General features: G+C 67.0%; 26 protein-coding genes. 17 read left to right on the forward strand and 9 right to left on the reverse strand.

Annotated features, from left to right (window positions below):
* Positions 1 to 180 precede the first annotated feature (180 nt).
* The 12 genes from ACJH6H_RS15665 to ACJH6H_RS15720 all read left to right on the forward strand — a co-directional run bounded on the left by ACJH6H_RS15665 (position 181) and on the right by ACJH6H_RS15720 (position 11,929).
* On the forward strand, positions 181 to 372 hold the full coding sequence (locus ACJH6H_RS15665) for a ferredoxin (RefSeq protein ID WP_043398182.1): 192 nt from the start codon (positions 181 to 183) through the stop codon (positions 370 to 372).
* A gap of 4 nt (positions 373 to 376) precedes the next feature.
* Positions 377 to 1,303, forward strand: a complete 927-nt coding sequence (locus ACJH6H_RS15670) for a 3-oxoacyl-ACP reductase (protein WP_406775276.1) — start codon at positions 377 to 379, stop codon at positions 1,301 to 1,303.
* A gap of 275 nt (positions 1,304 to 1,578) precedes the next feature.
* Positions 1,579 to 2,343, forward strand: a complete 765-nt coding sequence (locus ACJH6H_RS15675) for an ABC transporter permease (protein ID WP_029105067.1) — start codon at positions 1,579 to 1,581, stop codon at positions 2,341 to 2,343.
* 7 nt (positions 2,344 to 2,350) lie between these two features.
* On the forward strand, positions 2,351 to 3,193 hold the full coding sequence (locus tag ACJH6H_RS15680; protein WP_061005803.1) for an ABC transporter permease: 843 nt from the start codon (positions 2,351 to 2,353) through the stop codon (positions 3,191 to 3,193).
* Between the two features lie 13 nt (positions 3,194 to 3,206).
* A complete protein-coding gene (locus ACJH6H_RS15685; RefSeq protein ID WP_406775244.1) occupies positions 3,207 to 4,409 on the forward strand; it encodes an MCE family protein in 1,203 nt (400 codons plus the stop codon).
* Positions 4,410 to 4,434: 25 nt separating this feature from the next.
* Positions 4,435 to 5,469, forward strand: coding sequence for an MCE family protein (locus ACJH6H_RS15690; protein ID WP_406775245.1), 1,035 nt, complete (start codon positions 4,435 to 4,437; stop codon positions 5,467 to 5,469).
* The gene (locus ACJH6H_RS15695) at positions 5,462 to 6,517 is read left to right on the forward strand and encodes an MCE family protein (RefSeq protein ID WP_406775246.1); all 1,056 of its coding nucleotides are present in this window, start codon (positions 5,462 to 5,464) and stop codon (positions 6,515 to 6,517) included. Before ACJH6H_RS15690 ends, ACJH6H_RS15695 begins: the two co-directional genes overlap by 8 nt.
* 8 nt (positions 6,518 to 6,525) lie before the next feature.
* Positions 6,526 to 7,935, forward strand: coding sequence for an MCE family protein (locus tag ACJH6H_RS15700; protein WP_406775247.1), 1,410 nt, complete (start codon positions 6,526 to 6,528; stop codon positions 7,933 to 7,935).
* Positions 7,935 to 9,104, forward strand: a complete 1,170-nt coding sequence (locus tag ACJH6H_RS15705; protein WP_406775248.1) for an MCE family protein — start codon at positions 7,935 to 7,937, stop codon at positions 9,102 to 9,104. Before ACJH6H_RS15700 ends, ACJH6H_RS15705 begins: the two co-directional genes overlap by 1 nt.
* Before the next feature lie 2 nt (positions 9,105 to 9,106).
* Complete coding sequence (locus ACJH6H_RS15710; protein ID WP_406775277.1) at positions 9,107 to 10,762, forward strand: MCE family protein; 1,656 nt, start codon at positions 9,107 to 9,109, stop codon at positions 10,760 to 10,762.
* Between the two features lie 70 nt (positions 10,763 to 10,832).
* Entirely contained in the window at positions 10,833 to 11,441 is a 609-nt protein-coding gene (locus ACJH6H_RS15715) for a mammalian cell entry protein (RefSeq protein WP_406775249.1), read from the forward strand.
* On the forward strand, positions 11,441 to 11,929 hold the full coding sequence (locus ACJH6H_RS15720; protein WP_061005788.1) for a hypothetical protein: 489 nt from the start codon (positions 11,441 to 11,443) through the stop codon (positions 11,927 to 11,929). The genes ACJH6H_RS15715 and ACJH6H_RS15720 overlap by 1 nt, the downstream gene beginning before the upstream one ends.
* Before the next feature lie 57 nt (positions 11,930 to 11,986).
* Here the strand turns inward: ACJH6H_RS15720 and ACJH6H_RS15725 are convergent, their stop codons facing one another.
* The 3 genes from ACJH6H_RS15725 to ACJH6H_RS15735 all read right to left on the reverse strand — a co-directional run bounded on the left by ACJH6H_RS15725 (position 11,987) and on the right by ACJH6H_RS15735 (position 14,012).
* Complete coding sequence (locus ACJH6H_RS15725) at positions 11,987 to 13,405, reverse strand: trehalose-6-phosphate synthase (protein WP_406775278.1); 1,419 nt, start codon at positions 13,403 to 13,405, stop codon at positions 11,987 to 11,989.
* Positions 13,406 to 13,488: 83 nt separating this feature from the next.
* Complete coding sequence (locus ACJH6H_RS15730; RefSeq protein WP_090562895.1) at positions 13,489 to 13,653, reverse strand: hypothetical protein; 165 nt, start codon at positions 13,651 to 13,653, stop codon at positions 13,489 to 13,491.
* A 23-nt stretch (positions 13,654 to 13,676) separates the two neighbouring features.
* Positions 13,677 to 14,012, reverse strand: a complete 336-nt coding sequence (locus ACJH6H_RS15735; protein WP_061005785.1) for a hypothetical protein — start codon at positions 14,010 to 14,012, stop codon at positions 13,677 to 13,679.
* 151 nt (positions 14,013 to 14,163) lie between these two features.
* Between ACJH6H_RS15735 and ACJH6H_RS15740 the strand changes: the two genes are divergently transcribed.
* Together ACJH6H_RS15740 and ACJH6H_RS15745 are read left to right on the forward strand one after the other, a co-directional pair.
* Positions 14,164 to 15,015, forward strand: a complete 852-nt coding sequence (locus tag ACJH6H_RS15740) for an SDR family oxidoreductase (RefSeq protein ID WP_061010310.1) — start codon at positions 14,164 to 14,166, stop codon at positions 15,013 to 15,015.
* A 337-nt stretch (positions 15,016 to 15,352) separates the two neighbouring features.
* Positions 15,353 to 15,880 (forward strand): hypothetical protein, encoded by a 528-nt coding sequence (locus ACJH6H_RS15745; protein WP_064857298.1) that lies wholly within the window; start codon positions 15,353 to 15,355, stop codon positions 15,878 to 15,880.
* Positions 15,881 to 15,890: 10 nt separating this feature from the next.
* Here the strand turns inward: ACJH6H_RS15745 and ACJH6H_RS15750 are convergent, their stop codons facing one another.
* Positions 15,891 to 16,541 (reverse strand): response regulator transcription factor, encoded by a 651-nt coding sequence (locus ACJH6H_RS15750; protein ID WP_061005779.1) that lies wholly within the window; start codon positions 16,539 to 16,541, stop codon positions 15,891 to 15,893.
* Complete coding sequence (locus tag ACJH6H_RS15755; protein WP_138250768.1) at positions 16,534 to 17,757, reverse strand: sensor histidine kinase; 1,224 nt, start codon at positions 17,755 to 17,757, stop codon at positions 16,534 to 16,536. Before ACJH6H_RS15755 ends, ACJH6H_RS15750 begins: the two co-directional genes overlap by 8 nt.
* A 135-nt stretch (positions 17,758 to 17,892) precedes the next feature.
* Between ACJH6H_RS15755 and ACJH6H_RS15760 the strand changes: the two genes are divergently transcribed.
* Positions 17,893 to 20,811, forward strand: a complete 2,919-nt coding sequence (locus ACJH6H_RS15760) for an RND family transporter (RefSeq protein WP_406775250.1) — start codon at positions 17,893 to 17,895, stop codon at positions 20,809 to 20,811.
* Between the two features lie 2 nt (positions 20,812 to 20,813).
* Here ACJH6H_RS15760 and ACJH6H_RS15765 read toward each other — a convergent pair whose 3' ends face one another.
* The 4 genes from ACJH6H_RS15765 to ACJH6H_RS15780 form a co-directional block, all read right to left on the reverse strand.
* Positions 20,814 to 21,362, reverse strand: coding sequence for an NADPH-dependent FMN reductase (locus ACJH6H_RS15765; protein ID WP_406775251.1), 549 nt, complete (start codon positions 21,360 to 21,362; stop codon positions 20,814 to 20,816).
* A 97-nt stretch (positions 21,363 to 21,459) separates the two neighbouring features.
* Positions 21,460 to 22,692 carry a cytochrome P450 gene (locus tag ACJH6H_RS15770; protein WP_406775252.1) on the reverse strand — a complete coding sequence of 411 codons (1,233 nt, stop codon included), beginning with the start codon at positions 22,690 to 22,692 and terminating at the stop codon, positions 21,460 to 21,462.
* A gap of 82 nt (positions 22,693 to 22,774) precedes the next feature.
* Entirely contained in the window at positions 22,775 to 23,428 is a 654-nt protein-coding gene (locus tag ACJH6H_RS15775; protein ID WP_406775253.1) for a 3-oxoacid CoA-transferase subunit B, read from the reverse strand.
* Complete coding sequence (locus ACJH6H_RS15780; protein WP_406775254.1) at positions 23,425 to 24,192, reverse strand: CoA transferase subunit A; 768 nt, start codon at positions 24,190 to 24,192, stop codon at positions 23,425 to 23,427. The genes ACJH6H_RS15775 and ACJH6H_RS15780 overlap by 4 nt, the downstream gene beginning before the upstream one ends.
* Positions 24,193 to 24,340: 148 nt before the next feature.
* Here ACJH6H_RS15780 and ACJH6H_RS15785 point away from each other — a divergent pair, with 148 nt between their 5' ends.
* Together ACJH6H_RS15785 and ACJH6H_RS15790 are read left to right on the forward strand one after the other, a co-directional pair.
* Positions 24,341 to 25,096 (forward strand): IclR family transcriptional regulator, encoded by a 756-nt coding sequence (locus tag ACJH6H_RS15785; protein WP_346416019.1) that lies wholly within the window; start codon positions 24,341 to 24,343, stop codon positions 25,094 to 25,096.
* 42 nt (positions 25,097 to 25,138) lie between these two features.
* On the forward strand, positions 25,139 to 26,038 hold the full coding sequence (locus ACJH6H_RS15790; protein ID WP_406775255.1) for an LLM class F420-dependent oxidoreductase: 900 nt from the start codon (positions 25,139 to 25,141) through the stop codon (positions 26,036 to 26,038).
* The last annotated feature ends 1 nt before the right edge of the window (position 26,039 follow it).

Genomic DNA, 26,039 nt, shown 5'->3' on the forward strand with positions numbered 1-26,039 from the left:
GAATTGGGTTGGGTCTTCGGTCCGTTTGTCACGTTGCCGGGGCGGCTTTCGTCGACCCGTGCCTATTCAAACTTGTAACACGTTCTAGTCTTGGGGTCCAGAGCGTGCCACACTGGCATCGCCATGGTGGTGTCGTTATGTTGGCCTCACCGTCGAAATCCGGGCTCTCAGGAGGGTGTCATGCGGGTTGAAGTTGATCACGATCGCTGTGAAGGAAACGCGGTTTGCGTGGGAATTGCGCCGGACCTTTTCGATCTCGACGACAACGACTATGCAGTAGTCAAGGCCGATCCGGTGCCTGCCGACCAGGAAGAACTGGCCGAGCAGTCCATCGCGGAATGCCCCCGCGCCGCCCTTCTCCGTAAAGACTAGAGGTATTCATAAATTGACCAGCCAAATCGACTCCACTGACCTGTCCGGGAAGGTGGCCGTGGTCACCGGTGCCGCCGCGGGGCTGGGCCGCGCCGAGGCCATCGGCCTGGCGCAGGCCGGCGCCACCGTCGTGGTGAACGACATGGCCGGCGCGCTCGACAAGTCGGACGTGCTCGCCGAGATCGAGGCCGCCGGCTCCAAAGGCGTTGCGGTGGCGGGCGACATCAGCGCCCGCAGCACCGCCGACGAGATCGTCGCCACGGCGGACAGCCTGGGCGGGCTAGCCATCGTGGTCAACAACGCGGGCATCACCCGCGACAAGATGCTGTTCAACATGACCGACGAGGACTGGGACGCGGTCATCGCGGTCCACCTGCGCGGCCACTTCCTGCTGACCCGCAACGCCGCGACCTACTGGCGCGCCAAGGCCAAGGAGTCGGCCGACGGCAAGGTGTACGGCCGGATTGTCAACACCTCGTCCGAGGCCGGCCTGGCCGGTCCGGTGGGGCAGGCGAACTACGGCGCCGCCAAGGCCGGCATCACGGCCCTGACCCTGACCGCGGCCCGCGGTCTGGAGCGCTACGGCGTCCGCGCCAACGCGATTGCGCCGCGGGCGCGTACCGCGATGACGGCCGATGTGTTCGGTGCGGCTCCTGGTGAAGGAGAGGTCGACCCGCTGTCGCCGGAACACGTTGTGAAATTGGTGCGTTTCCTTTCCTCGCCCGCGTCGGAAAACGTGAATGGCCAGCTCTTCATCGTTTATGGTCCGACTGTGACCCTGGTAGCAGCCCCGACCGTGGAGAGCCACTTCACGGCGTCGTCCGCTGAGTGGGACATGACACAACTGAGTGCCACGTTGCGCGGATATTTTGCTGACCGCGATCCGGAGCGGAATTTCTCGGCGACTGCCCTGATGGAGTCGAGGGACTGAACGTCCCGGATCGAGTGCTGACGCGGCGTAGAAAGCGCCGCGTAGGCACTAGAACTTGTTACAGTGACGGCAACGTCAAAATATATCCTGAGCTGCGATTATATGTCGTTTCTCAGTGATTTTGCTGTTCTTTTGCCAGTGCGAACATGTTCTAGCTACTATGAGCCGGCTCACAAGAGCCATGCATTGCAACGTGGTGATCAGGCCGCTGTGGAAGAGGGAAACCCCACTCTTCGCCGTGACTGCTCAGCCCGGACCGAGAATGGAGTCGAAGGTTGATCGAACAGCTTGCGGCTCCGGCCCGGGCCGTCGGCGGGTTCTTCGAAATGGCCCTCGACACATTCACAAAGATGTGGCGTCGCCCTTTTCAATTCCGGGAGTTCTTCGAACAGACCTGGATGATCGCCCGCGTATCGCTCGTGCCGACCCTGCTCGTCGCCATTCCGTTCACCGTGCTGGTCGCCTTCACGCTGAACATCCTGCTGCGTGAGATCGGCGCCGCCGATCTCTCCGGCGCCGGCACCGCGTTCGGAACGGTCACCCAGCTGGGCCCCGTCGTCACCGTGCTGGTGGTCGCCGGCGCGGGTGCCACCGCAATCTGCGCCGACCTGGGCGCCCGCACCATCCGCGAAGAGATCGACGCGATGCGCGTGCTCGGCATCGATCCGATCCAGCGGCTGGTCGTGCCCCGCGTCCTCGCGTCGACCTTCGTCGCCGTGCTGCTGAACAACCTGGTGTGCGCCATCGGCATCTCGGGTGGCTACGTCTTCTCCGTCTTCCTGCAGGGCGTCAACCCGGGTTCGTTCATCAACGGCCTGACGGTGCTGACGGGCCTGGGCGAGCTGATGCTCGCCGAGATCAAGGCCGTGTTGTTCGGGCTGCTCGCCGGCATGGTCGGCTGCTACCGCGGCCTCACCGTCAAGGGCGGCCCCAAGGGCGTCGGCATCGCGGTGAACGAGACCGTGGTCTACGCCTTCATCTGTCTGTTCGTCATCAACGTGATCATGACCGCCATCGGCGTCCGAGTACTGGTGAGGTGATTCGGCCATGAGTTACGACGCAACCCTCCGTTTCAAACGATTGTTCCGGGCCGTGCCCGGCGTCTTCGACGGCATCGGTGAGCAGGCGCTGTTCTACGGGGAGTCCTTCCGGTACATCCCCAACGCGCTGACCCGCTACCGCCGCGAGACCATCCGGCTCATCGCCGAGATGACGATGGGAACCGGTGCGCTGGTGATGATCGGCGGCACCGTCGGTGTCGCCGCGTTCATGACGCTGGCCTCCGGCGGCGTCATCGCCGTCCAGGGCTACTCCTCGCTGGGCAACATCGGTATCGAGGCGCTGACCGGCTTCCTGTCGGCCTTCCTCAACGTGCGCATCGTCGCGCCGATCATCGCCGGCATCGCGCTGGCCGCGACCATCGGCGCCGGCTGTACGGCGCAGTTGGGCGCCATGCGCGTGGCCGAGGAGATCGACGCCGTCGAATCGATGGCCGTGCACTCGGTGTCCTACCTGGTGTCCACGCGCATCATCGCGGGCCTGATCGCCGTCATCCCGCTGTACGCGCTGGCCGTCCTGGCGTCATTCTTCGCGGCGCGGGCCACCACGGTGTACATCAACGGCCAGTCGGCTGGTCTGTACGACCACTACTTCAGCACCTTCATGGTGCCCACCGACCTGCTGTGGTCATTCCTGCAGGCCATCGTCATGTCCGTCGCGGTCATGCTGGTGCACACCTACTACGGCTACAACGCCAGCGGTGGACCCGTGGGCGTGGGCATCGCCGTCGGTCAGGCCGTGCGGACCTCGCTGATCGTGGTCGTCACGATCGTCCTGCTCATCTCCCTGGCCGTGTACGGCGCGTCCGGCAACTTCAACCTCTCCGGATAGGGGGTGCACGACGATGTCTTCCGGCGGTCCTAAACGCAGCCATGTGAGGCTCGCGGCAGCGGTGCTGATCAGCATCATGCTGGCCGCCGTGGTGTTCACCTATTTGTCGTACACCGCGGCCTTCACCCCCACCGACACCGTCTCGGTCATGGCGCCCCGCGCCGGTCTGGTCATGGACCCTGATGCCAAGGTCAAGTACCGCGGCATCCAGGTCGGCAAGGTCGAGCAGATCGACTACGCCGGTGACCAGGCGAAGCTGAAGCTGGCGGTCCTGAGCGACCAGATGCGCTACATCCCGTCCAACGCCCGCGTCCGGCTCGGCAGCACGACGGTGTTCGGCGCCAAGTCGGTCGAGTTCCTGCCGCCGGAGCATCCGTCGAAGGAGTCACTGCGTCCCGGTGCCCAGGTGCAGGCCAAGGACGTCCAGCTGGAGATGAACACCGTCTTCCAGACGCTGACCGACCTGCTCGACAAGATCGATCCGGTCAGCCTGAACGCCACCGTCACCGCGCTCGGTGAAGGCCTGCGCGGCCACGGTGACGACGCCGGCGCCGCGGTGGCCGGGTTGAGCAAGTACCTGGAGTACTTCAACCCCAAGCTGCCCACGCTGCAGCAGGATTTGAAGGACACCTCGACGGTCGCCGGCATCTATGGCGACGCCGCGCCCGACCTGGCGAAGGTCCTGGACAACGCGCCGACCGTCAGCAAGACGCTGGTCGACGAGAAGGACGACCTGAACGCCGCGCTGCTCGCGTCCACCGGGTTCGCCAACAACGCGTACGCGACCATCTCACCGGCCGCCGACGACTACATCGCCGCAATCCAGCGGTTGCGGGCCCCGCTGAAGGTTCTGGGTGACTACTCACCGGAATTCCCATGCCTCATCCAGGGCTTGTCGAAGGCCGTCGACCGCTTCGGCCCGGTGTTCGGTGGCGTCAAGCCGGGCTTGTTCGTCTCCTCGAACTTCTTCCCGGGTGCGCCCAACTACACCTACCCCGAGAGCCTCCCGATGGTGAACGCCTCGGGTGGTCCGAACTGCCGTGGCCTTCCGGACGTGCCGTCCAAGCAGTACGGCGGCTCGTGGTATCACACGCCCTTCTTGGTGACCGACAACGCCTACATCCCGTACCAGCCGAACACCGAGCTGCAGTTCGACGCGCCCTCGACGCTGCAGTTCCTGTTCAACGGTGCCTACGCAGAGAAGGACCGCTACTGATGTCCGCGAGTGAGTGGGGCCGCCCATGAGACACAAGCGCGCAATGATCAACGTCACGGTGTTCACCGTCGTGATGTTGCTGGTCGCCGCCGGTCTGGTGGTGGTGTTCGGCCAGTTCCGCTTCGCCTCGTCGAACACCTATCACGCCAACTTCACCGACGCGTCCCGGCTCAAGGCCGGCGAGGACGTCCGCATCGCCGGTGTCCAGGTCGGCTCGGTGAAGAGCGTGAAACTCAAGAGCGACAACACCGTCGACGTCAAGTTCACGCTGAACGATCGCTACCAGCTGTACACCTCGAGCCGCGCCGTCATCCGCTACCAGAACCTGGTCGGTGACCGCTACATGGAGATCACCTCCGGCCCCGGCGAGCTGCGCAAGCTGCCCGCCGGCGGCACCGTTGCCCTCGCCAACACCCAGCCGGCGCTCGACCTCGACGCACTGCTCGGCGGTCTGCGCCCGGTCGTGAAGGGTCTGGACGGCAAGAAGGTCAACGAGATCACCGCCGCCATGATCGAGGCCCTGCAGGGGGAGGGCGGTGCGCTGAGCGACCTGCTGTCCAACACCGGTTCGTTCAGCCAGACGCTGGCCGAGCGCGACCAGCTGATCGGCGACACGATCACCAACCTCAACACGGTGCTCGGCACGGTCGACGCCAAGGGTGCTCAGTTCAACACCAGCATCGACCAGCTGCAGCAGCTCATCACCGGCCTGGCCAAGGGGCGCGACCCGATCGCCGGTGCCATCGGCCCGCTGGCCTCGGCCGAGAACGACCTGACCGAGATGCTGCAGAAGTCGCGGCGCCCGGTGCAGGGCGTCATCGAGAACGCCCGGCCGTTCGCGCAGCGTATGTACGAGCGCCGGGCGGAGGTGAACCCGGTCATCGAGAACCTCGCGGAGGACTACCTGCGACTCAACGCCCTCGGTGCCTACGGCGCGTTCTTCAACATCTACTACTGCTCGGTGAAGATCAAGATGAGTGGCCCCGCGGGTAGCGATCTGATCGTTCCGTTCGGTGGTCCCGCGGATCCGTCGAAGGGCAGGTGCTCCGAAAGTGGCTAAGCCAGAAAAGGATCCGGTTCGCACCGGCATTCTCGGTGTGTTCATCGTGGTGTGCCTGGTGCTGATCTCGTTTGGCTACACCGGCCTGCCGTTCTGGCCGCAGGGCAAGAACTACTCCGCGTACTTCGGCGACGCCGGTGGCATCACCCCGGGCAGTGACGTGCGCGTCGCGGGTATCAAGGTCGGCAAGGTCGGGGACGTGGAGCTCGCCGGGACCTCGGCGAAAGTGAACTTCACCGTCGACCGTCAGATCGTGGTCGGCGACCAGTCGCTGGCATCGATCAAGACCGACACGGTGCTGGGGCAGAAGTCTCTCTGGGTCACCCCGAAGGGCACGAAGGAAGCCACAGTTATCCCGTTGGGCCGCACCACGACTCCGTACACCATCAGCACCGCGCTGCAGGACCTGGGCCAGAACACCAGTGAGCTGGACAAGCCGCAGCTGCAGCAGGCGCTCCAGGTGCTGACCGACACGCTGCACGACGCGACGCCGCAGCTGCGTGGCGCGCTCGACGGGGTAGCTGCCCTGTCGCGCAGCCTGAACACGCGCGACCAGGCGCTCGAACAGCTACTCGGGCACGCCAATAAGGTGTCCGACACCCTGGCGCAGCGCGCCGACCAGGTGAACAAGCTGGTCATCGACGGCAATCAGCTGTTCGCCGCGCTGGGCGAGCGGCGTCAGTCGCTGGGCACGCTGATATCCGGTATTCGCGTTGTCTCGCAACAGCTTTCGGGATTTGTGGCGGACAACAAGCGCGAGTTCGGTCCGGCCCTCAAGCAGCTGAACCTGGTGCTGGACGAATTGCTGAAGCGCAAGGAACACATCAGCGAGGCGCTCAAGCGGCTGCCGGGTTACGCCACCACACTCGGCGAGGTGGTCGCTAACGGTCCGGGCTTCAACATCAACCTGTACGGCCTGCCGCCCTCGACGATGTCGGAAGTCGCACTCGACGCGTACTTTCAGCCGGGCAAGCTGCCGGCCAGCCTCGGCGACATGCTGAAGGGCTACATCTCTGAACGGATCGTCGTGAGGCCGAAGTCGCCATGATAAAGAACATGTCACGTGGGGCGATCATCGCCCTGGTGGTCGCACTGGTGGCGCTGGTCGCCGGCGGTGCCTACCTGCTATGGCCGCCGCGTGGCGGCCACAAGGTGGTCGCCTACTTCACGAACGCCGTCGGCCTCTACGCGGGCGACGACGTCCGGGTGCTCGGGGTGCCGGTGGGCACCATCGATTCGGTTGAGCCGCAGCCCAATTCGGTCAAGGTCAGCATCACGGTGCAGGGCGGCGTGAAGATCCCAGCCGATGCGCGGGCGATCATCATCTCGCCGAACCTGGTGGCGGCTCGGTTCGTGCAGTTCACCCCGGCCTACAGCGGTGGCGCCGCGCTGGCCGACGGCGCTGAGGTGCCGCTGAATCGGACCGGTGTCCCGGTCGAGTGGGACGACGTGAAGAAGCAGCTGACCCAGCTCAGCGCGCAGCTCGGTCCGCAGGACGGTGCGCCGCAGGGCCCGCTCGGTGCCTTCATCAACCAGGCCGCCGACACCCTGGACGGTAAGGGCGGCTCGTTCCGCAGTGCCTTGCGTGAACTGTCGCAAACAGCTGGGCGCCTTGGTGATTCGCGTGGCGACCTGTTCGGCACCATCAAGAACCTGCAGATCCTGGTCAATGCGTTGTCGAACAGCAACGAGCAGATCGTGCAGTTCACCGACCACGTGGCGTCCGTCTCGCAGGTGCTGGCGGAGAGCTCCGCTGGGCTTGACCAGACGCTCGGCGCCCTCAACCAGGCCCTGGGCGACGTCAAAGGCCTGCTCAAGGACAACAACACGGCCCTGATCGACCAGGTCGGCAAGCTGGCCGAGTTCACGCAGATGCTGACCGACAACAGCGACAACATCGAGCAGGTTCTGCATATCACACCGAACGGCCTGGCCAACTTCTACAACATCTACAACCCGGCGCAGGGTTCCCTGGACGGTCTGCTGTCCCTGCCGAACTTCGCGAACCCGGTGCAGTTCCTGTGCGGCGGCAACTTCGACATCGGAGCGACGCCGGACAACTACAAGCGCGCGGAAATCTGCCGTCAGCGCATGGCTCCCGTGCTGCGTCGGATCGCGATGAACTACCCGCCGGTGCTGTTCCACCCGATCAACAGCATCACGGCGTACAAGGGCCAAATCATCTACGACACCCCGCAGACCGAGGCCAAGGCTCAGACTCCGGTGCCGTACCTGCAGTGGAATGCCGCACCTGGCGTCATCCCGCCGAAGGTCCAGCCGGACGGATCGCTCAGCGACCTGATCCTGCCGCCGCCGGCCGTCCCGGGCCAGATTTCGCCGGCCACGCCGCGGGTCGGACCGGGCCCGGCGCCGCTGAACGGTTCGGGCCCGCTGCCCGGCCCCGCCCCGGCGCCCGCAGCGCCGGTGGGTGCTCCGCTGCCCGCTGAAGCTGGAGGTGGCAACTGATGAGGACGGTTGTGAAGGTCCTGGCACTCGGATCGAGTGCCGTGATGCTCGCCGGTTGCCAGTTCGGTGGCCTGAACTCGCTGGACATGCCCGGTACCCAGGGCCACGGCGCCGGCTCCTACACCGTCACCGTGCAGCTGCCCGACGTCGCGACGTTGCCGCAGAACTCGCCGGTGATGGTCAACGACGTCACCGTCGGCAGCGTGTCGGGCCTGGACGCGGTCCAGCGTCCTGACGGCACGTTCTATGCGGCGGCCAAACTGTCGATCAACGGCGATGTGAAGCTGCCGGCGAACGCGCGGGCTAGGGTCGCCCAGACGTCGCTGCTGGGCTCGCAGCACGTGCAGCTGTCGGAACCCGTCGAGGAAGCGCCGCAGGGCCGGCTGAAGCAGGGCTCAGAGATTCCGCTGGCGCACACCGCCCGGTACCCGACCACCGAAGAGGTGCTGTCGTCGCTGGGCCTGGTGGTGAACAAAGGCAATCTCGGTGCGCTGCAGGACATCACCGATGAGGCCTATGCCGCCGTCGCGGGCCGGGCCGGGCAGTTCGCCGACTTCATCCCGCGGTTGGCCGAGCTCACCCAGTCCCTGGACAAGCAGACCACCGACATAGTCGGGGCCATGGACGGGCTGAACCGCTTCGCCTCGATCCTGACCAAGAGCAAGGACAGCCTGGGCCGCACGCTCGACACCCTGCCGGGGGCGATCAAGGTCCTCAATGACAACCGCAAGAACATCGTGGATGCGTTCACCGCGCTGCGGAAGCTCGCGGTGGTCGGTGCCAAGGTCATGGCCGCAACCAAGGATGACTTCGCGGCCGACTTCAAGGACCTCTTTCCTGTCATCAAAGCGCTCAACGACAACGCCGACGACTTCATCCACGACCAGGATCTGATGGCGACGTTCCCGTTCTCCAACAAGTACTTCAAGAACGCGGTGCGCGGTGACTACCTGAACGTGTACGTGACGTTCGACCTGACGCTGCGCCGCCTCGGTGAGACCTTCTTTGCGACCTCGGGGGGTCTCGACCCGAACATGAGGCGCCTGGACGAAGTGGTCAACCCGCCGGACTTCCTGTTGGGCGCACTGGCGAACCTGTCCGGACAGGCCGCCGATCCGTTCAAGATTCCGCCCGGCACAGCGACGCAACATGGAGGGGTGAAGCCGTAATGTTGTTGCCCCGTCTTGCGCGTTTCCAGCTGGCGATCTTCGGCGTCGTCACCGTCATCTGCCTAGCGCTGATCACGACGTCGTACCTGCACCTGCCGGCCGCTGTCGGCCTCGGTGTCTACAACGTGGACGCCAAGTTCGTCGTCGGTGGCGGCATCTACCAGAACGCCAACGTCACCTACCGCGGCGTGACGGTCGGCCGCGTGACGAACGTCGGCCTGACTGACAACGGCGTGACGGCGCGGATGCGACTGAACACCGACACCCCGGTGCCGGACAACGTGACCGCCACGGTCAAGAGCGTGTCCGCGATCGGTGAGCAGTACATCGATCTGGTGCCGCCCGCCAACGTCTCGAAGAACATGCTCAAGAACGGCGCCACCATCGGCGTCGACCGGACCGCGGTCGGGCAGGACATCGTGGACCTGCTCAACCAGGCCCAAAGTCTGGTCAGCAGCATCAGCAACACCCGCTTGCAGGACCTGTTGCGGGAGTCGTTCAAGGCGTTCAACGGGTCGGGTCCGGAGCTGTCGCGCATGATCCAGTCGTCGCGACTGCTGGTTGACGAGGCCAACGCCAATACCAATGAGATCAACAAGCTGCTCGATCAGGCCGGCCCGCTGCTCAAGGCGCAGATCCGCGCCGGTGCCGATCTCAAGACCATGGCCAGCAGCCTCGCGACGCTGACCGGCGAAGCCGCCCAGGCCGACCCGCAGATTCGGTCGGTGCTCAAGACCGTCCCGGGCGCCGTCGACACCGTCAACGAGACGTTCGACGGCATCCGGCCGACGTTCCCGGTGCTGGCGGCCAACCTCGCCAACTTCGGCCGGATCGGCGTGATCTACCACAAGTCGATCGAGCAAGCGCTGGTCATCTTCCCGGCGCTGATCGCGGCACTGCTGACGGACGCCGGCCAGTTGCCCATCGACGAAGGCGGCAAGCTGGACTTCAAGATCAGCCTCGGCCAGCCGCCGTGCGTGACGGGCTTCATCCCGGCGCCGGAGATCCGCACGCCGGCTGACACCACCGTGCGCGATCTGCCGAATGACTTGTACTGCAAGACCGCGCAGAGCGACCCGAGCACTGTGCGCGGTGCCCGCAACTACCCGTGCATGGAGTACCCGGGCAAGCGCGCACCCACGGTCCAGCTCTGTCGTGACCCCCGCGGTTACGTGCCGATCGGCAGCAACCCGTGGCGCGGTCCACCAGTGCCGTACGACACCCCGGTCACCGACCCGCGGAACATCACGCCACCGAACCGGTTCCCCATGATTCCGCCGGGTGCCGACTACGACCCGGGTCCGCCCTCGGTGCAGCTGCCGCCGGGCGTGCCCGCCGGGCCGGGACCTGCGCCCAACGCGCCGTTCCCGCTGCCGTACCCGCCGAGCGATCCGGGTCCGCAGCCGCTGCCCTGGCCGTTCTTCGCGCCGCCGGATCAGGTGACTCCGCCGTACGCGATCAACAACCCGCCGGCGCCCGGCCCCGAGGGCCAGCCGCAGGCTAGCGGGCCGAAGGGGCCGCAGAGCACGACGTACGATGCGAATACCGGGGTCTTCGCTGACCCTGCCGGCGGTACGGGAGTGTTCAACGCCGGCTCGAGTAACGGCGACGCAGGCGAGTCCTGGGTCGACCTGATGAAGGATCCAAGGCAGGTTTAATGAGTGACGAACCGGCTGCGACGGACGAGACGTCGAAGCCGCCGGTTCAGCAGAGGCAACAGTGCTCGACGTGGCGGTACCGTCGACCGCGAGCAAGACATCATCAACCCAATCGGTGACCTCCAAGGCGCGGCCCGCGATCCAGGTACCGCGCCGCCAACCGCACCGGTCGCTGGTCATGACCATCGGCCTGGCGGTCGTCGCCGTGCTGGTGGCGGCCCTGGCCGGCGGCACCTGGTTCCTCCGCCACGGCAACGGACAGATCGAGGCGACGCAGGACCGTGATCAGCGGTTCGTGGACACCGCGAAGCAGACCGTGGTCAACATGTTCAGTTACACGCAGAACACCGTCGACGAGAGCGTGAACCGCTTCGTCAATGGCATCGGCCCCGGCCCGCTGCGCGACATGATGAACCAGAGCAACAACGCCGACAACCTGAAGTACCTGTTCAAGCAGACGCAGGCCAACTCGGAGGCGGTCATCACCGCGGCGGCACTGGAGAGTATCGACAACACCTCCAACATCGCGAAGGTGCTCGTGACGGTCCGCGTGACACTGTCCGACATGAACGGGGTGAACCAGCCGTCGACGCCGTACCGGCAGCGGGTGTTCATCCGCGAGGACGACAGCGGACACATGGCGGCCTACGACATCAAGTACCCGGACGGAGGCAACTGATGAACCGGTTGCTGGTGGCGCTCGGCGCACTGTTGGCGGTCGCCGTGGTGGCGCTCGGGGCGCTCGGCGGCTCGGCGTTCTGGAGTCACGTGGAGCTCTCCGGCGAACAGGCGACGGCCGACGAGCTGCCCAGCCTGGCCAGGTCCCAAATCCCACAGATCCTCGGCTACGAGTACAGCAGCGTGCAGCGTTCCACGACGCAGGCACTGACGCTGATGACTCCGGCGTTCCGCAAGCGGTACGAGGAACTGACGGCCAAGAACAACATCTTCAACGACGCGGTGAAGCGCAAGCTGATCAGCCAGGTGAATGTGGTTGGCGCGGGCATGATCTCGTCGCACCGCGACTCGGGCACGGTCCTCGCGTTCGTGAACCGGGTCATCACCGATGAGCGCAAGCAGCCCAACTACGAGGGCAGCCGGCTGAAGGTCGACTACCGCAAGATCGACGGCAAGTGGTTGATCGACGAAATGACGCCGATCTTCTAGTACCCCAACATGATTCAGGCCCCGGAGCGGTGCTCCGGGGCCTGAGTTCTTGGTCGGTCAGTCGCGGGTGTGCGACAGGGCGTCGAGGAACGCCCGGGCCCAGCGGTCGACGTCATGGGCCAGCACCTGCCGGCGCAGCGCGCGCATGCGGCGTCGTCCCTCTTCGGGGGACTGGGTCAGGGCTTCGGCGATCGCGTCCTTGACCCCGTCCAGGTGATGCGGGTTGGTCAGGTACGCCTGTCGCAATTCCTCTGCGGCGCCGGTGAATTCGCTGAGCACGAGGGCGCCGCCGAGGTCGCTGCGGCATGCCACGTACTCCTTGGCCACCAGGTTCATGCCGTCGCGCAGCGGCGTCACCAGCATCACGTCGGCCGCGACGAAGAACGCGATGAGTTCCTCGCGGCCGATCGCCCGGTGCATGTAGTGCACCACCGCGTGACCGACCTCGCTGTACTCGCCGTTGATGTGCCCGACCTGGCGCTCGATGTCCTCCCGCATGACCTTGTAACTGTCCACGCGCTCCCGGCTCGGAGTGGCCAGCTGCACCAGCACGGTGTCGTGCCGGTTGGCCCGGCCTTCGGCGAGCAGCTCCGAGAACGCGCGCAGCCGCACGTCGATGCCCTTGGTGTAGTCCAGCCGGTCCACGCCCAGCATGATCTTGCGCGGGTTGCCCAGCTCATCGCGGATCTGACGGGCACGCTGCCGGATGGTGCGACTGCGGGCCTGGGCGTCCAGCGCCGCCGAGTCGATCGAGATGGGGAACGCGCCGACCTTGACCGTGCGGCCGTCGTGGCTCACCTCGCCGAGCCGGGACCGGACACCGATGGTGTGACGCGATGTGTTGGCGTCGAGCAGTCGACGGGCCAGCACCAGGAAGTTCTGCGCGCCGCCGGGCAGGTGGAAGCCCACCAGGTCGGCGCCGAGCAGGCCTTCGATGATCTCGGTGCGCCACGGCATCTGCATGAACAGCTCGACGGGCGGGAACGGGATGTGCAGGAAGAAGCCGATGGTCAGATCAGGACGCAGCTCCCGGAGCATCTTGGGGACCAGCTGCAGCTGGTAGTCCTGCACCCAGACCGTCGCGCCCTTCGCCGCGATGCGCGCAGTGGCCTCGGCGAAGCGCTGGTTGACTGCGACGTAGGCGTCCCACCAGTGGCGGTGATAGATGGGTTTGACGATGACGTCGTGGTACAGCGGCCACAGCGTCGCGTTGGAGAAACCCTCGTAGTAGTCGGCGATCTCGTCGGCCGACATCTTGACCGGGCACATCGTCAGCTCGTCCTGGACGATCAGCTCTTCGTCGCTGTCGGCGACGCCGGGCCAGCCGATCCAGGCGCCGCGCTGCTTGCGCAGCAGCGGCTCCAGTGCGGTGACGAGCCCGCCGGGGCTGCGTTTCCAGGTGACGGAGCCGTCGGGGAGCCGTTCCATGTCGACGGGCAGCCGGTTGGCGACCACTACGAAGTCGGAGTTGCCCACGGGCTTCGCGGCGGACTTACCGCCCTTGGAGGATTTGGGACTCGCGGTGGACGCCGCAGAAGCGTCGTTGCCTCCGCGGGCCGTCACGCGTCGAGCTTCGTGGGCCCGATACCCAGCATGGACAGGAACATGCGACATTCGTCGGCGTCGTTGGCGTACGCGGCCACGACGCGGCGGGCCTGACGGGCGGTGCTGTCGGCCAGGGGCTCCACGTCGCCGATATCGGCGGGATCAGTTTTTGCAGGCATTACACAACCTTAGGCGACTGTTGTTACGGGCTGGAACTCACCGACGAGTGCGGGTGCACCTCGGGTACCTGTTCTTCCGAGAGGCCGATGCATTCGCCGGTGTTGTGGCCGGTGCACGGAATGCCGTCGACCTGGCCGAGTTGGTTCGGCGCCGCTTCGACGGGGCCGGGTGCCTGCTCGTTGCCGCTCTCGAAACAGGACCCGCTGACGGGGTTCGCCGTCATGCCGGGCGGGCAGCTGGTTTCCCCGAGTAGTGCGGGGGACGCGGGGCCGCTCAGCGCGAGTACGGCGGGCGCGGCGACCGTTGCGACGGCGAAGCCGCCGGCGACCAGGAGACGTCGATGGATCCGGATGCTCATGGCGTCACCGCTTTCGTCGGGGAAAATTTCAGCGTACGCCCAGGCGCTGTGTGGCGAACGGGGAAATTGGCCGCCCGACCAGCATTGTGTACAACTTTCGAAAAGTGTATACAGGACGTATCCCCGTCGATCTGTCCAGAGGAGTACGTCGGTGCAATTTTCAGTCCAGGGTTGGCTGACGGACCGGACGGTGTTGATCACCGGCGGTGGCAGCGGCATCGGTAAGGCCATCGCCCAGGGCGTCGTGGCCGCCGGCGGCAACGCGCTCATCGTCGGCCGCACCGAGGCCACGTTGCAGTCCGCCGTCGACGAGATCTCCGCGGCCGGGGGACCGGGCGCCATCCGCTTCCAGACCGCCGACGTCACCAACGAGGACGACGTCGCCAGCGCCGTCGCGACCGCGGCCGCGTGGAACGGCAAGCTCTCCGGCGCCGTGCACTGTGCCGGCGGCTCGCTGACCGTCGGGCCCGTCACGCACCTGGATTCGGAGATGTGGCGCCAGACCGTCGACCTGAACGTCAACGGCAGCATGTACGTCGTCAAGCACACCGCGCGGGAGATGGTGCGTGGCGGCGGCGGCTCGTTCGTCGGCATCTCGTCGATCGCGGCGAGCAACACCCACCGCTGGTTCGGGCCGTACGGCGTCACCAAGTCCGCGCTCGACCACCTGGTCCAGCTGGCGGCCGACGAGCTCGGCGCCTCGTGGGTGCGCGCCAACAGCATCCGCCCCGGGCTGATCCGCACCGATCTCGTGGCGGCCAGCATCTTCGAATTCGAGCCGCTGCGGGAGGATTACCGGCAGTGCACGCCGCTGCCCCGGGCCGGCGAGGTCGAGGACGTCGCCAACCTGGCGCTGTTCCTGCTCAGCGATGCATCGCAGTGGATCACCGGCCAGCTGATCAACGTCGACGGCGGCCAGAAGCTGCGCCGCGGCCCGGACTTCTCGGCCATGATGGAGCCGATGTTCGGCGCCGACGCCATGCGCGGGGTTTTCGCCGACTGAGGCCGTGCGCTGCGCCTGCCCACGGGACTGCGGTCGGTATTTGGCGTCAAACCGGGGCGTTGGCTGTGCTTACGATCGACGAATGACGCAGCCTCCGTACCCGCCGCCCGGCTGTCGAGGGCCTGGGCAGCACTACGGGCCGCCGGCTCCGCAGTGGCCGGCGGCGGCACAGCCGGGCGCGGGTAATCAAGGGCCGCAACCCTATTGGCAAGCTGCGTATGGTCAGGCGCCGTACGGTCAGGTCCCGCAGGGCCAGTGGCCGCAGTATCCGCCACCGCCCAAAAAGAGCGCCGCCGGCCGCATCATCGGTGTCGTCGCCGCGGTCTTCGCCATACCGGTGGTCATCGCGGCGATAGTCGGTATCACCGCGGGCATCCGCGGTGAACCGCCGACCACCGCGACCACTGCGGACGATTTCAAGGCCGTTTGTAAGAACGGTTCGGTGAGCAATGCCGCCGACTACCAAAAGCCCCACAAGGTCGTCACGTTCTACGAGTCGGTGACCGGGTGGTCGGCAGTGACCATGCTGGGCGCCGGAGCAGACTATGCCGGGGCCAATCTGCCGCCTTCGTCGATCAATGTCGTCGCGTGCCTGTCGCGGCGGGCGGGCAGCGAGAAGAAAGAGGGCACGTGTGACTACGACAGCGGCGGCGACAAGGACCGTGTGAGTCGCTACTCGGTCGACTACGACGTGGAGTTGCGCGAGGCCAAAACTGGTGAGCGCATCAAAAGCCTCGGCTCCGTGCCAGGGCCTTCGACCCGATGCCCGGTTGTGGCTCTGTACACCGCCTCGAGCCACAAAATGTACGGCGACCCCGATAAAGACCAGCTGAATGCGATGTTGAAGGAATTCGCCGCCGGGTAGTGAGTAGCCGCTACTTCGGCGCGACCACGCCGTGGTCGTAGGCGTAGACGATCGCGGCCGCACGGTCCCGTAGGTCCAGCTTGGTGAAGATCCGCCCGATGTGACTCTTCACCGTCACCTCCGAGATGACCAGCCGGCCGGCGATCTCGGCGTTGGTCGCGCCCGATCCGATCAGCTGCAGCACATCGAGTTCGCGGGCGGTCAGCCGGTCGGCGACGTCGTCCGACGGGGCGCCGGGCGCGCGCCGGTAGCCGTTCAGCACGCGCGCGGTGACGGCCGGGTCGAGGTATGCTTCGCCGCGTGCGACGGCGTGCACGGCTCGGATCAGTTCCTCGGCCGGTGAGTCCTTGAGGACGAAGCCCGACGCCCCGGCGCGCAGCGCCGCGGACAGCAGGTCGTCGTCGTCGAACGTGGTGAGCGCCAAGGCCGGTGGGCCGCCGCCGGCGCGCAGCGCGCGGATCGCGTCGACGCCGCTGACGCGCTTCATCCGCAGGTCCATCACCACCACATCGGGGCGGCACCGGAGCACTTCGCGCGGCACCTCGTCGCCGTCGGCGCATTCACCGACGATCGAGAAGCCGTCCTTGCGGCGCAGGATCCGGCGCAGGCCCGAGCGGACGAGCTCCTGATCGTCGACCAGCAGGACGTCAACGTCAGTCATGGCGAACCTCGTTGCGTGACAGCCGGATTCGGTGCATGGCGCAGTGCGCGGCGGTTGCCGTGGCGACCGGTACACGCGCCTGCACCGTCCACCCCTGCGGTCCGGGACCGGCCTCGAATTCGCCGTCGAGCAACGCGATGCGCTGACGCATCCCGGGGAGCCCCGCACCGGCTGTTGCGCCGGCCACGGGTCTCGGTAGCTCGTTGTCGACCGACAGGACGGCTGCGCCCTTCTCCACATACAGCCGCAGCCGCGCCGCCGAGGACGGGGCGTGCTTGGCGACGTTCGCCAGTGACTCCTGCGCCACCCGGTACAGCGCCAGACCGATCCCGGGAGTGACCGACGCCGGGTCGACCTCGATGCTCGACTCCACGCGCAAGCCCGCGTCGGCGAAACTCGTCACCAGATCGGGCAGGTCGGACAACCCCGGTTCGGGGGCCAGCCGCAACGGGGCGGCGTCGCGCGCGCCGAGCAGACCGACCGTCTGCCGGATGTCCGACATGGCCTGCCGGCCGAGACGCTCGGCGTCGAGCAGGCCGTCCACCGCCTCGTCGACGTCGCTGTCCTCCTGCAGGGCGCGCCGGGCGCCCGTCAGGTGCAGCATGGTGACCGACAAGGAGTGGGCGATCACGTCGTGCACTTCGCGGGCGATGCGTCGGCGCTCGTCGGCTGCGGCCTGTTCGGTGAGGACGTCCTGACGGGCACGTTCCTCGATGACGAGACGCTGTTGCAGTTGCAGGATGTGCCCCATCATCGCGGCGATGGCCAGGAAGAACAGCAGGTAGGGCACGAACGTGCTGAGGTGTCCCGTGCGGGACGCGCCGATCAACAGCAGCGCGCTGGCGAGCAGACTCGCGAGGCCGATGCGCATCGGACCCAGCGCGAACACCTCTCCGAGCATGAACATCAGCAGGAACGGCGCTGCGTCGAGGAAGACCGGCGGCCAGCACAACAACAGCAGCGCCACCCCGGCCAGCACCGACGCCGCGCTGACCGCAGTCGACGGCTTGTAGCCGCCGACGATGAACGCGAGGATCGGCGCGAACACGAGCCCGACGGCGACGAGCAGCAGCCACGGCTTGGTGAAATCCCGCTGCGTCGCGGCGGTTGCCGCGACCACCAGCGTGCCGGTGTACATCACGATGGGGACCGTGAACGGGTACTGGTAGGCCACGAGCTCGCGCCGACGCAGCGCGAAGTCACGGAGCCAGGCCATACCGCCAGCGTAGAGCCGGTGCCGGGATTTACACATCATTCGCGGGACGGCTCGGGCCTCCTACCACGGTAGGAGGCCCGGTCTCGTCCGCAGCACGACGCTTCCGGGCCTTCGCCGCTCGTAGGTTCGGAATCCATGTGGGATGTCATCGCAAGATTCTGCAGCCGCTTCGCGGTCCTGATCATCGGATTGTGGGTGCTGGCCGCGGCGGCGGGCAATCTGCTTGTGCCGCAGGTGGAAACCACCGCGCACAACCACGCGCGGGGCTTCCTGCCCGCCGATGCCCCGGTGAACCTCGCCGGCGTCCAGATGGACGAGCAGTTTCATGACGGGTCCGGCGGCAACCTCAATTACCTGGTGCTGGAGGGCGATCACCCGCTCGGCGCGCCGGAGCGGGCCTACTACGACCGCCTGCTGAGCACCTTGCGCGCGGATACCGAGGATGTGGATTCGGTGATGGACCTGTGGTCCGACCCGGTGACGGCGGCCGGCGCGCAGAGCACCGACGACAAGGCGGTGTACACGATGCTGCGGATTCGCGGCGAGCTCGGTGCCGCAAAGGCGAACGCCGCACTGGACGCGGTGCGGCGGATCGTCGCGGCCGCTCCCGCACCTGCGGGCCTGCACGCGTACGTCACCGGACCGGGCGCCACCATCGCCGACGAGCTCAGCGCGATCGACAAGCAGATGCTGATGATCACCGGTGTCACAGTCGTTCTGATCGCGGTGCTGCTGTTCGTCGTCTACCGCTCGGTGATCACGTCGGCGATCCCGCTGCTGACCGTCGGCCTGGGCCTCGGGGTCGCGCGGGGCGTCGTGGCGTTCCTGGGGGAGCGGGACCTGATCGAGGTGTCGATCTTCTCGGTGTCGCTGCTGGCGGCGATGGTGCTCGGGGCGGCAACGGATTACGGCATCTTCCTGCTGGGCCGCTATCACGAGCAGCGCCGCGCCGGCGTCGATCACGAGCAAGCGCTGGTGATAGCGAACCGCAGCGTCGCGCCGGTGATCGCCGCGTCGGGCTTGACCATCGCGGCGGCGCTGTCGTGCCTGCGGTTCGCTCAGGTCGGCATGCTGCGCAGTGCCGGATTGCCCTGCGCCATAGGCATTCTCACCGGTATGTTCGCATCGCTGACGTTGTTGCCGGCGTTCATCGGGCTGGCCGGGCGGCATGGCCTGGCGCAGCCCCGCCGTCGTGCCGCGGCGAAGGTGCCCGGCCGGAGCTGGCGCCGGGTCGGGACCGTCGTCGCCCGGTGGCCGGGGCCGGTACTGGTGGCGTCGTCGCTGGTTCTGGTGGTCTGTGCCATCCCGGTGGCCGGCATCCGTCTGGGCTTCGACGAGCTTGCCGCGCAACCCGATTCCACGCATGCCAACCGGGGCTACCAGGCCATGGACCGGCACTTCCCGCCCAACCGGCTGTTGCCCGAGACCGTCTCGATCGAGACCGACCACGACCTGCGCAACCCGGCGGGCGTCATCGCGGTCGAACGGGTGACCCGGAAGATCATGGAGATTCCCGGGATTCGCATGGTGCAGTCGGCATCGCGGCCGGCGGGTTCGCTGCCCGAGCAGGCGGCCCTGACCGATCAGGCCGGCACCATCGCCGACCAGCTCGACGACGGGGTGGCCCAGCTGAGCAAGCGGCTCGGCGCCGTCAACCAGCTGTCCGCGACGCTGGACCAGTTCTCCTCGGCCATAACGCAATTGCAGAACGGGCTGGGCGGCAGCGTCCGTGGCCTCGGGCAGTTGGGCTCGGGAATCGACGCCATGCACGGCGGCATGCAGCAGTTGCGGGACAACGTCACCTCGGTGTCTCAGTACATGGATCCGTTGCGCGGCTTCACCAATGCCAACCCGAACTGCGCGGGCGATGCCATCTGCTCGCTGGTGCTCAAGGTCGTCGAGCCCATGGATTCCGTGGTGGCGGCCACCAGCACGCTGACTGACAGCACAGTGGGTTTCAGCGCGGGCACCACCGAGATGGCCAAGTCGCTGACCGGCGCGCAGGCCTCGGTGCGCTCGATGCGGGCCGCGGTCGACCAACTCGGCGCAGTCACAACACAATTGACCAAGACCGTCGGCGAGACCCGCGGCATGTTCTCCGGCCTGACGGACTATCTGCGCGGCGTGCGGGCGGACTTCCAGGACAGTAGCGAGGGCGGCTTCTATCTGCCGCAGCGCGCGTGGCAGGACCCGCGCTTCCAGCGTGCGGCCGGGCTGTACTTCGCGCCCGACGGCCGGTCGACGCGGCTGCTCGTCTACGGCGACGGCAAGGTGTTCGGCACGGACGGGGCGCTGCGCTCGCCCGAGATCCTGGCCGCGGTCCAGGAGTCCACGAAGGAGGGCACCCTGGTCCGAAACACCGTCTTTGTCACCGGTTTCGGCACCGGCACCGCGGAGCTCCGTGGCTATGTGTCGGACGACTTCCTGTTGCTCGCGGGCGTCGCGCTCGCGCTCGTGTTCCTGATCATCCTCATCATGCTGCGCAGCCCGGTGGCGGCCGCGGTGGTGATCGGCACCATCGTGGTGTCCTACGCGTCGGCGGTCGGGGTGAGCAGCTTCATCTGGCAGGACCTCCTGGGCAGAGAGCTGCACTGGGCGGTGCCGTCGATCGCGCTCATCGCGTTGGTGGCCGTCGGCGCCGACTACAACCTGCTGCTGACGATGCGGCTGCGTGAAGAGGTGAGCCGGCCGGACTCGGGGTTGAAGACCGGCATGATCCGGACGTTCGGCGGTACCGGCGGCGTGGTGACCACCGCCGGAATCGTCTTCGGCATCACCATGTTCGCGATGCTGTCCAGCGACGTGCTGAGCATCGAGCAGGTCGGTACCACCATCGGCGTCGGTCTGCTCATCGACACCTTGATCGTGCGGACCTTCGTCGTGCCGGGCATCGCGGGGTTGCTCGGCCGGTGGTTCTGGTGGTCCCCGGTTCCCCTGGTGCGCGGAGTGTTGTCGCGGACGTTCACGCGTCGGCCGTCGCGACCGCGGCGGGACCTGCCGTTGATCGCCGGCACGGCGCCGGGTCGAGAAGTGTTGCAGGGTGCCGCGGGCTGAACTCAGCCGCTCACCTTCGCGGTCAACGTGATCAGTTGGTCCAATAGCCCGGCCAGTTCTCCGGCACGCCGCTCCAGCGGGGTGAAGCCGTCGGCGCCGAACTCGGTGAACAGGGACAACGACACCTGAGCGCGGACGTCGAGCATCTGGAAGTTGGCGACGATCTGCCGCCACTGCTCCACGGCGCGCACCCCGCCGTCGGCACCGTAGGACACGAAAGCCACTGTCTTGCCGAACCATTCAGAACCGAGGCTGTCCACCGCGTTCTTGAACGCACCAGGGACACCGTGGTTGTACTCGGGGGTGACGAAGATGAATCCGTCGCAGGCATCGATCGTCGCGCTCCACCGCTGCACGTTCTCCGATTCGTACTGCTTCTTGGCCGCGGCGGGAACGGTCGCGGACGTGAGCAGTGGCACGTCGAAGGTTTTCAGGTCGACTATCTCGAACTGGGCGTCGTCGCGCCCGGCCGCCTGTTCGGCAACCCAGGTGCCGACGCCGGCGCCGGCGCGCCCGTCCCGAATCGATCCCACGATGATGCCGATTTTCATGTAGTGCTCCTCTTCTGCGTCGTGACCCCGATGGCGGCTCCTGACAGCCTGCCGAACTCGGGGTACCCGCGCGGAAGAATGGCAACCACTCACACAATCAATGCCCGGCGTCGAACTCCACCGACAGCGTCTGCGGCCCACTGACCGCCATCAGCGGCTTCCACGGTGCCGGACCCGTGCGGCGAATGTTCGGCATCCGCTGCGTCAGCACGGTGAGTGCGCGGACCAGTTCCAGGCGCGCGAGATGCGAGCCGAGGCAGTAGTGCACACCGCCGCCGAACGTGAGCATCGGCGGTACGTCATGCCGCGTGATGTCGAACTGATCGGGGTTGTCGTACACCAGCGGATCACGGTTCGCCGCAGCGGTATTGGCGACGACGAGCGAGTCGCGCGGAAAGAAGAACCCCGACAGCTCCACGTCTTCGGTGACATACCGTGGCACGTTCAGGACGATCGGCGCGAACCGCATCACCTCGTCGACCGCCTGGGGCACCAACTCGGGATGTGTTGCCAGGAGCGCCCATTGGTCCGGGTGGTCGCAGAAGGTGTCGACGGCGGCGGCGAGTTGGTTGCGTGTGGTGTCGGTCCCGGCCGCAAGGATCCCCATGGACAGCATGAGCAGTTCGGAGTGGCTGAGCCGGTCGCCGTCGTCCTCCGCCCGGATGAGGCCCGACAGCAGGTCGTCCGTCAGCGCGGCGCGGCGGTCCGTGATCATCGCGTCGATGTAGTCGTCGAACTTTTGCCAGGCCGTGAGGATTTCGGATTCGTGGGCCGCCACATCCCACCAGAACATCTTGAAGATGTCGTCGGTCCAATCCGAGATCATCCGCCAGTCGGTACGCGGCGCGCCGAACAGTGCGCAGATCACCGGGATGGGATAGGGCTGGGCGACGTCGGCGACGATGTCGCAATGCCCCACGGCGGCAACGGGATCGACCAACTCGGCCAGGATGGAGTCGATCAGCGAATCGAGCCGGCCGACGGCCTTGCCGGTGAACGCTTTGCACACCAGCTTCCGCAGCCGAGTGTGCTCATCACCGTCGAGACTGAGCAGTGCACTGCCGATGCGATCCCACAACGGACCTCCGGTGACTCCGCGCGGCACCAGCCCGCGCACGCCGGGTTGATGAAACCGCGAGTCGCGCAGGACCGTACGGACCAATTCGTAGCTGAGCACCTCCGGTGCGTGCGGCCCGATGGCCACGGGCGACTGCCGGCGGACCTCCTTGATCATCCGGTGGGCCGCCGCCGGATCATCGATGGTTTCGTAATCGATCCTGGGCAGGCCGGCATCCGAGACGTCGACGACGGCGTTCGTGGCGATGGTCATCGATGTCTCCCTCGGCTCCGATAGAAGTCACTATCGGGCCGAGCGGGGCGCAACACATCAGCCGAACGGCGTAATTAACCACCTAGTCGAGCTGCACGGTCAGCTCGGCGCCGGTCGCCGCGATGACATCGTCGACGCTCACGCCCGGGGCGGTCTCGCGCAGGATCAAGGTGCCGTCGCCGGGCACGTCGATGACGGCCAGGTTCGTGATGATCCGGTCGACCACACCCTGACCGGTCAGCGGCAGCGTGCAGACCGGGACGATCTTGGGGTTACCGGCCTTGTCGGTGTGCTCCATGAGCACGATGACCCGCGACGCGCCGTGCACCAGGTCCATGGCGCCGCCCATGCCCTTGACCATCTTGCCGGGCACCATCCAGTTGGCCAGGTCGCCGGTGCGCGAGACCTCCATGCCGCCGAGTACGGCGGTGTCGATGTGGCCGCCGCGGATCATCCCGAACGACAGCGACGAATCGAAGTACGCCGCACCGGGATTCACCGTCACGGTTTCCTTGCCGGCGTTGATGAGGTCGGGGTCGACGTCGTCCTCGGTGGGGTAGGGGCCCGTCCCCAGGATGCCGTTCTCCGAGTGCAGGGTGACGTGGACGTCGCCTGTCAGAAAGCCGGGGATGAGGGTGGGCAGGCCGATGCCGAGGTTGACGTACTCGCCGTCGATCATGTCGGCCGCGGCGCGGGCGGCCATCTGGTCACGGTTCCAGCCGGTGGGCGCGGTCACTTCGCGGCTCCCTCGTTCGCGCGCACGGTGCGCTTCTCGATCTGCTTGTCCTGCGGCCCGGTGTGCACGATGCGCTGCACGAACACGCCGGCCAGGTGGACGTCGTCGGGGTCGATCTCGCCGGGCTGCACCAGTTCCTCGACCTGGACGATGGTGATCCGGCCGGCCATCGCGGCGAGGGGGTTGAAGTTGCGCGCGGTCTTGTTGAAGACCAGGTTGCCCGCGGTGTCGGCGCGCAGCGCGTGCACGAGCGCGAAGTCGGCGTTGATCGACTCCTCGAGCACGTAGCGCTTGCCGTTGAATTCGCGAATCTCCTTGGGCGGCGAGGCAACTGCGACGGAACCGTCGGCCGCGTAGCGCCACGGCAGACCGCCGTCGGAGACCGGGGTGCCGACGCCGGCCGGGGTGTAGAACGCGGGGATGCCGGCGCCGCCGGCGCGCATCCGCTCGGCCAGCGTGCCCTGCGGGGTGAGTTCCACCTCGAGCTCGCCGGACAGGTACTGGCGGGCGAACTCCTTGTTCTCCCCGACGTATGACGCGGTGACCCGGCGGACCTTGCCGAGGCCCAGCAGCACGCCGAGGCCGACGCCGTCGACGCCGCAGTTGTTCGAGAACACCTCGAGATCGGTGGCACTCGACGCGGCGATGGCATCGATGAGTTGGTCGGGGATGCCGCATAGACCGAATCCGCCGACAGCCAGCGTGGCGCCGTCACCGATGTCGGCGACCGCTGCGGCAGCCGAGGCGTACACCTTCGAGGTCATGACACTCCGTTCATCCAGTAAACGCGTGACCCACTCAACACGGCACGCCGCTGACAAGGCAAGTCTCTGCTCGAAGCAGGTCGAAAGTGTTCACATGGCGAGCATTGACGCTGTGTGCGTTCACTGAATGAACGCCTAGGATGTGGTGATGACCGGTCCGAATGTCGTCGCCCGCGTGGGGGCGATGCTGCGGGCAGTGGCCACGGCCGAACCCGAAGGCGCCTCCACCACCGAGCTCGGAAAACTGGCGGGGCTGGCCCGGCCGACGGCACACCGGCTGCTCACGGCGCTGGCCGACGAACATCTGGTCAGCCGGGATCAGAAGACCGGCCGCTGGTCACTCGGACCCGAGCTGTATCTGCTCGGGGTCGGTGCGGCCCAACACCACGACGTGACCGATCAGGCGCGTGCGGTGGTGACGCGGCTGGCACGCGAGACCGGCGAGAGTGCGTTCTTCTCGGCCCGTCGCGGCGATCAGACCGTGTGCGTACTGAGCGAGGAGGGCAGCTTCCCGTTGCGCTCGCACGTCCTGCAGGTCGGTATCCGGTTTCCGCTCGGGGTGGCCAGCGCCGGGCTGGCGATCCTCAGCCACCTACCGGCCGCCGACGTCGACGACTACTTCTCCCGCGAACAGCCGGAAACCAATTGGGGGCCAAATCATTCCGAAGCGGCCATCCGCAAGCGCATCGAGCAGACCCGGCGCGCCGGCTATGCCGTCAATCCCGCGCTCCTGGTGGAAGGCAGCTGGGGCATGGCGGCCGCGGTGTTCGACCGACGCGGCCTGCCCGGCTGGGCCCTGAGCCTCACCGGTGTCGAGACCCGGTTCCGTGCCGGGCGTCGACGTGAACTGGGGCGGCTGCTTCTCGAGCAGGCTCACGAGCTGTCGGGCCGGCTGCAGGGGTGACCCCGCGTCGCCGCCCGCGTGGCGGTAGGCGATTGTGGACTGGTGACTGAACGCGCGCGCATCGACTTTCCGTCCCGCATCGGCGTCTGGTGGGCCAGCGACAGCTGGGCCATGCCGGAAGCTCAGGCCGTGGCCCGCGACATCGAAGCCATGGGCTACGGCTCGTTGTTCCTGCCCGAAACCGTCGGCAAGGAATGCCTCACCGAATCGGCGGCGTTCCTCGCGGCCACCGACCGGCTGGTGGTCGGTACGGGCATCGCCAACATTCACGTGCGCCTGCCGTCGGCCGCCGAGGCCGGTGCCCGCACGCTGACCGCGCTGTACCCGGGACGGTTCGTGCTGGGCCTCGGCGTCAGTCACGGCCCGCTGGTGGAGCGGGGGATGGGCGGCACCTATGAAAAGCCGCTCGCGACGATGCGCAGCTACCTGGAGCGCATGGCCGCCGTGCCGGACGCCATCGAACCCGGCGTGGGCCGACCGCCGCGACTGCTCGCGGCGTTGGGCCCCAAGATGATCGAACTGTCGGGCAGCCAGGCCGACGGTGCGCACCCTTACCTGGTCCTGCCGTCCGCCACAGCGACGACGCGGGAAATCCTCGGGCCGGACAAGTGGATCGTCTCCGAACAGGCTGTGGCGATCGGTGGCGATGACGCCGACCAGCTGCGCCGCGCCCACGAGCACCTGAACGTCTACAGCGGCCTGCCCAACTACCGGAACTCGTGGCTGCGCCAGGGCTTCGACGACAGCGATCTGGTCCGCGGTGGATCCGAGCGACTGGCGCGCGCCCTGGTCGGGATGGGCAGCGTCGAAGACGCCGCGGCCAAGGTCAAGGCGCACCTCGATGCCGGCGCCGACCACGTCGTGGTCCAGGTGCTCGCGGAGCATCCGACCGCCGACCCGCGGCCGGGCCTGCGTGAACTGGCCGGCGCGCTGGGCCTGTAGC

Source organism: Mycobacterium sp. SMC-21 (genome assembly GCF_045310825.1).
Lineage (GTDB): Bacteria > Actinomycetota > Actinomycetes > Mycobacteriales > Mycobacteriaceae > Mycobacterium.

Excerpts from the sequence above, each read along its gene's own strand:
- ACJH6H_RS15665 (WP_043398182.1), top strand. The coding sequence starts at position 181 with ATGCGGGTTGAAGTTGATCACGATCGCTGTGAAGGAAACGCGGTTTGC.
- ACJH6H_RS15680 (WP_061005803.1), top strand. The coding sequence starts at position 2,351 with ATGAGTTACGACGCAACCCTCCGTTTCAAACGATTGTTCCGGGCCGTG.
- ACJH6H_RS15685 (WP_406775244.1), top strand. The coding sequence starts at position 3,207 with ATGTCTTCCGGCGGTCCTAAACGCAGCCATGTGAGGCTCGCGGCAGCG.
- ACJH6H_RS15690 (WP_406775245.1), top strand. The coding sequence starts at position 4,435 with ATGAGACACAAGCGCGCAATGATCAACGTCACGGTGTTCACCGTCGTG.
- ACJH6H_RS15700 (WP_406775247.1), top strand. The coding sequence starts at position 6,526 with ATGTCACGTGGGGCGATCATCGCCCTGGTGGTCGCACTGGTGGCGCTG.
- ACJH6H_RS15705 (WP_406775248.1), top strand. The coding sequence starts at position 7,935 with ATGAGGACGGTTGTGAAGGTCCTGGCACTCGGATCGAGTGCCGTGATG.
- ACJH6H_RS15720 (WP_061005788.1), top strand. The coding sequence starts at position 11,441 with ATGAACCGGTTGCTGGTGGCGCTCGGCGCACTGTTGGCGGTCGCCGTG.
- ACJH6H_RS15730 (WP_090562895.1), bottom strand. The coding sequence starts at position 13,653 with ATGCCTGCAAAAACTGATCCCGCCGATATCGGCGACGTGGAGCCCCTG.
- ACJH6H_RS15735 (WP_061005785.1), bottom strand. The coding sequence starts at position 14,012 with ATGAGCATCCGGATCCATCGACGTCTCCTGGTCGCCGGCGGCTTCGCC.
- ACJH6H_RS15750 (WP_061005779.1), bottom strand. The coding sequence starts at position 16,541 with ATGACTGACGTTGACGTCCTGCTGGTCGACGATCAGGAGCTCGTCCGC.
- ACJH6H_RS15755 (WP_138250768.1), bottom strand. The coding sequence starts at position 17,757 with ATGGCCTGGCTCCGTGACTTCGCGCTGCGTCGGCGCGAGCTCGTGGCC.
- ACJH6H_RS15760 (WP_406775250.1), top strand. The coding sequence starts at position 17,893 with ATGTGGGATGTCATCGCAAGATTCTGCAGCCGCTTCGCGGTCCTGATC.
- ACJH6H_RS15765 (WP_406775251.1), bottom strand. The coding sequence starts at position 21,362 with ATGAAAATCGGCATCATCGTGGGATCGATTCGGGACGGGCGCGCCGGC.
- ACJH6H_RS15770 (WP_406775252.1), bottom strand. The coding sequence starts at position 22,692 with ATGACCATCGCCACGAACGCCGTCGTCGACGTCTCGGATGCCGGCCTG.
- ACJH6H_RS15780 (WP_406775254.1), bottom strand. The coding sequence starts at position 24,192 with ATGACCTCGAAGGTGTACGCCTCGGCTGCCGCAGCGGTCGCCGACATC.
- ACJH6H_RS15785 (WP_346416019.1), top strand. The coding sequence starts at position 24,341 with ATGACCGGTCCGAATGTCGTCGCCCGCGTGGGGGCGATGCTGCGGGCA.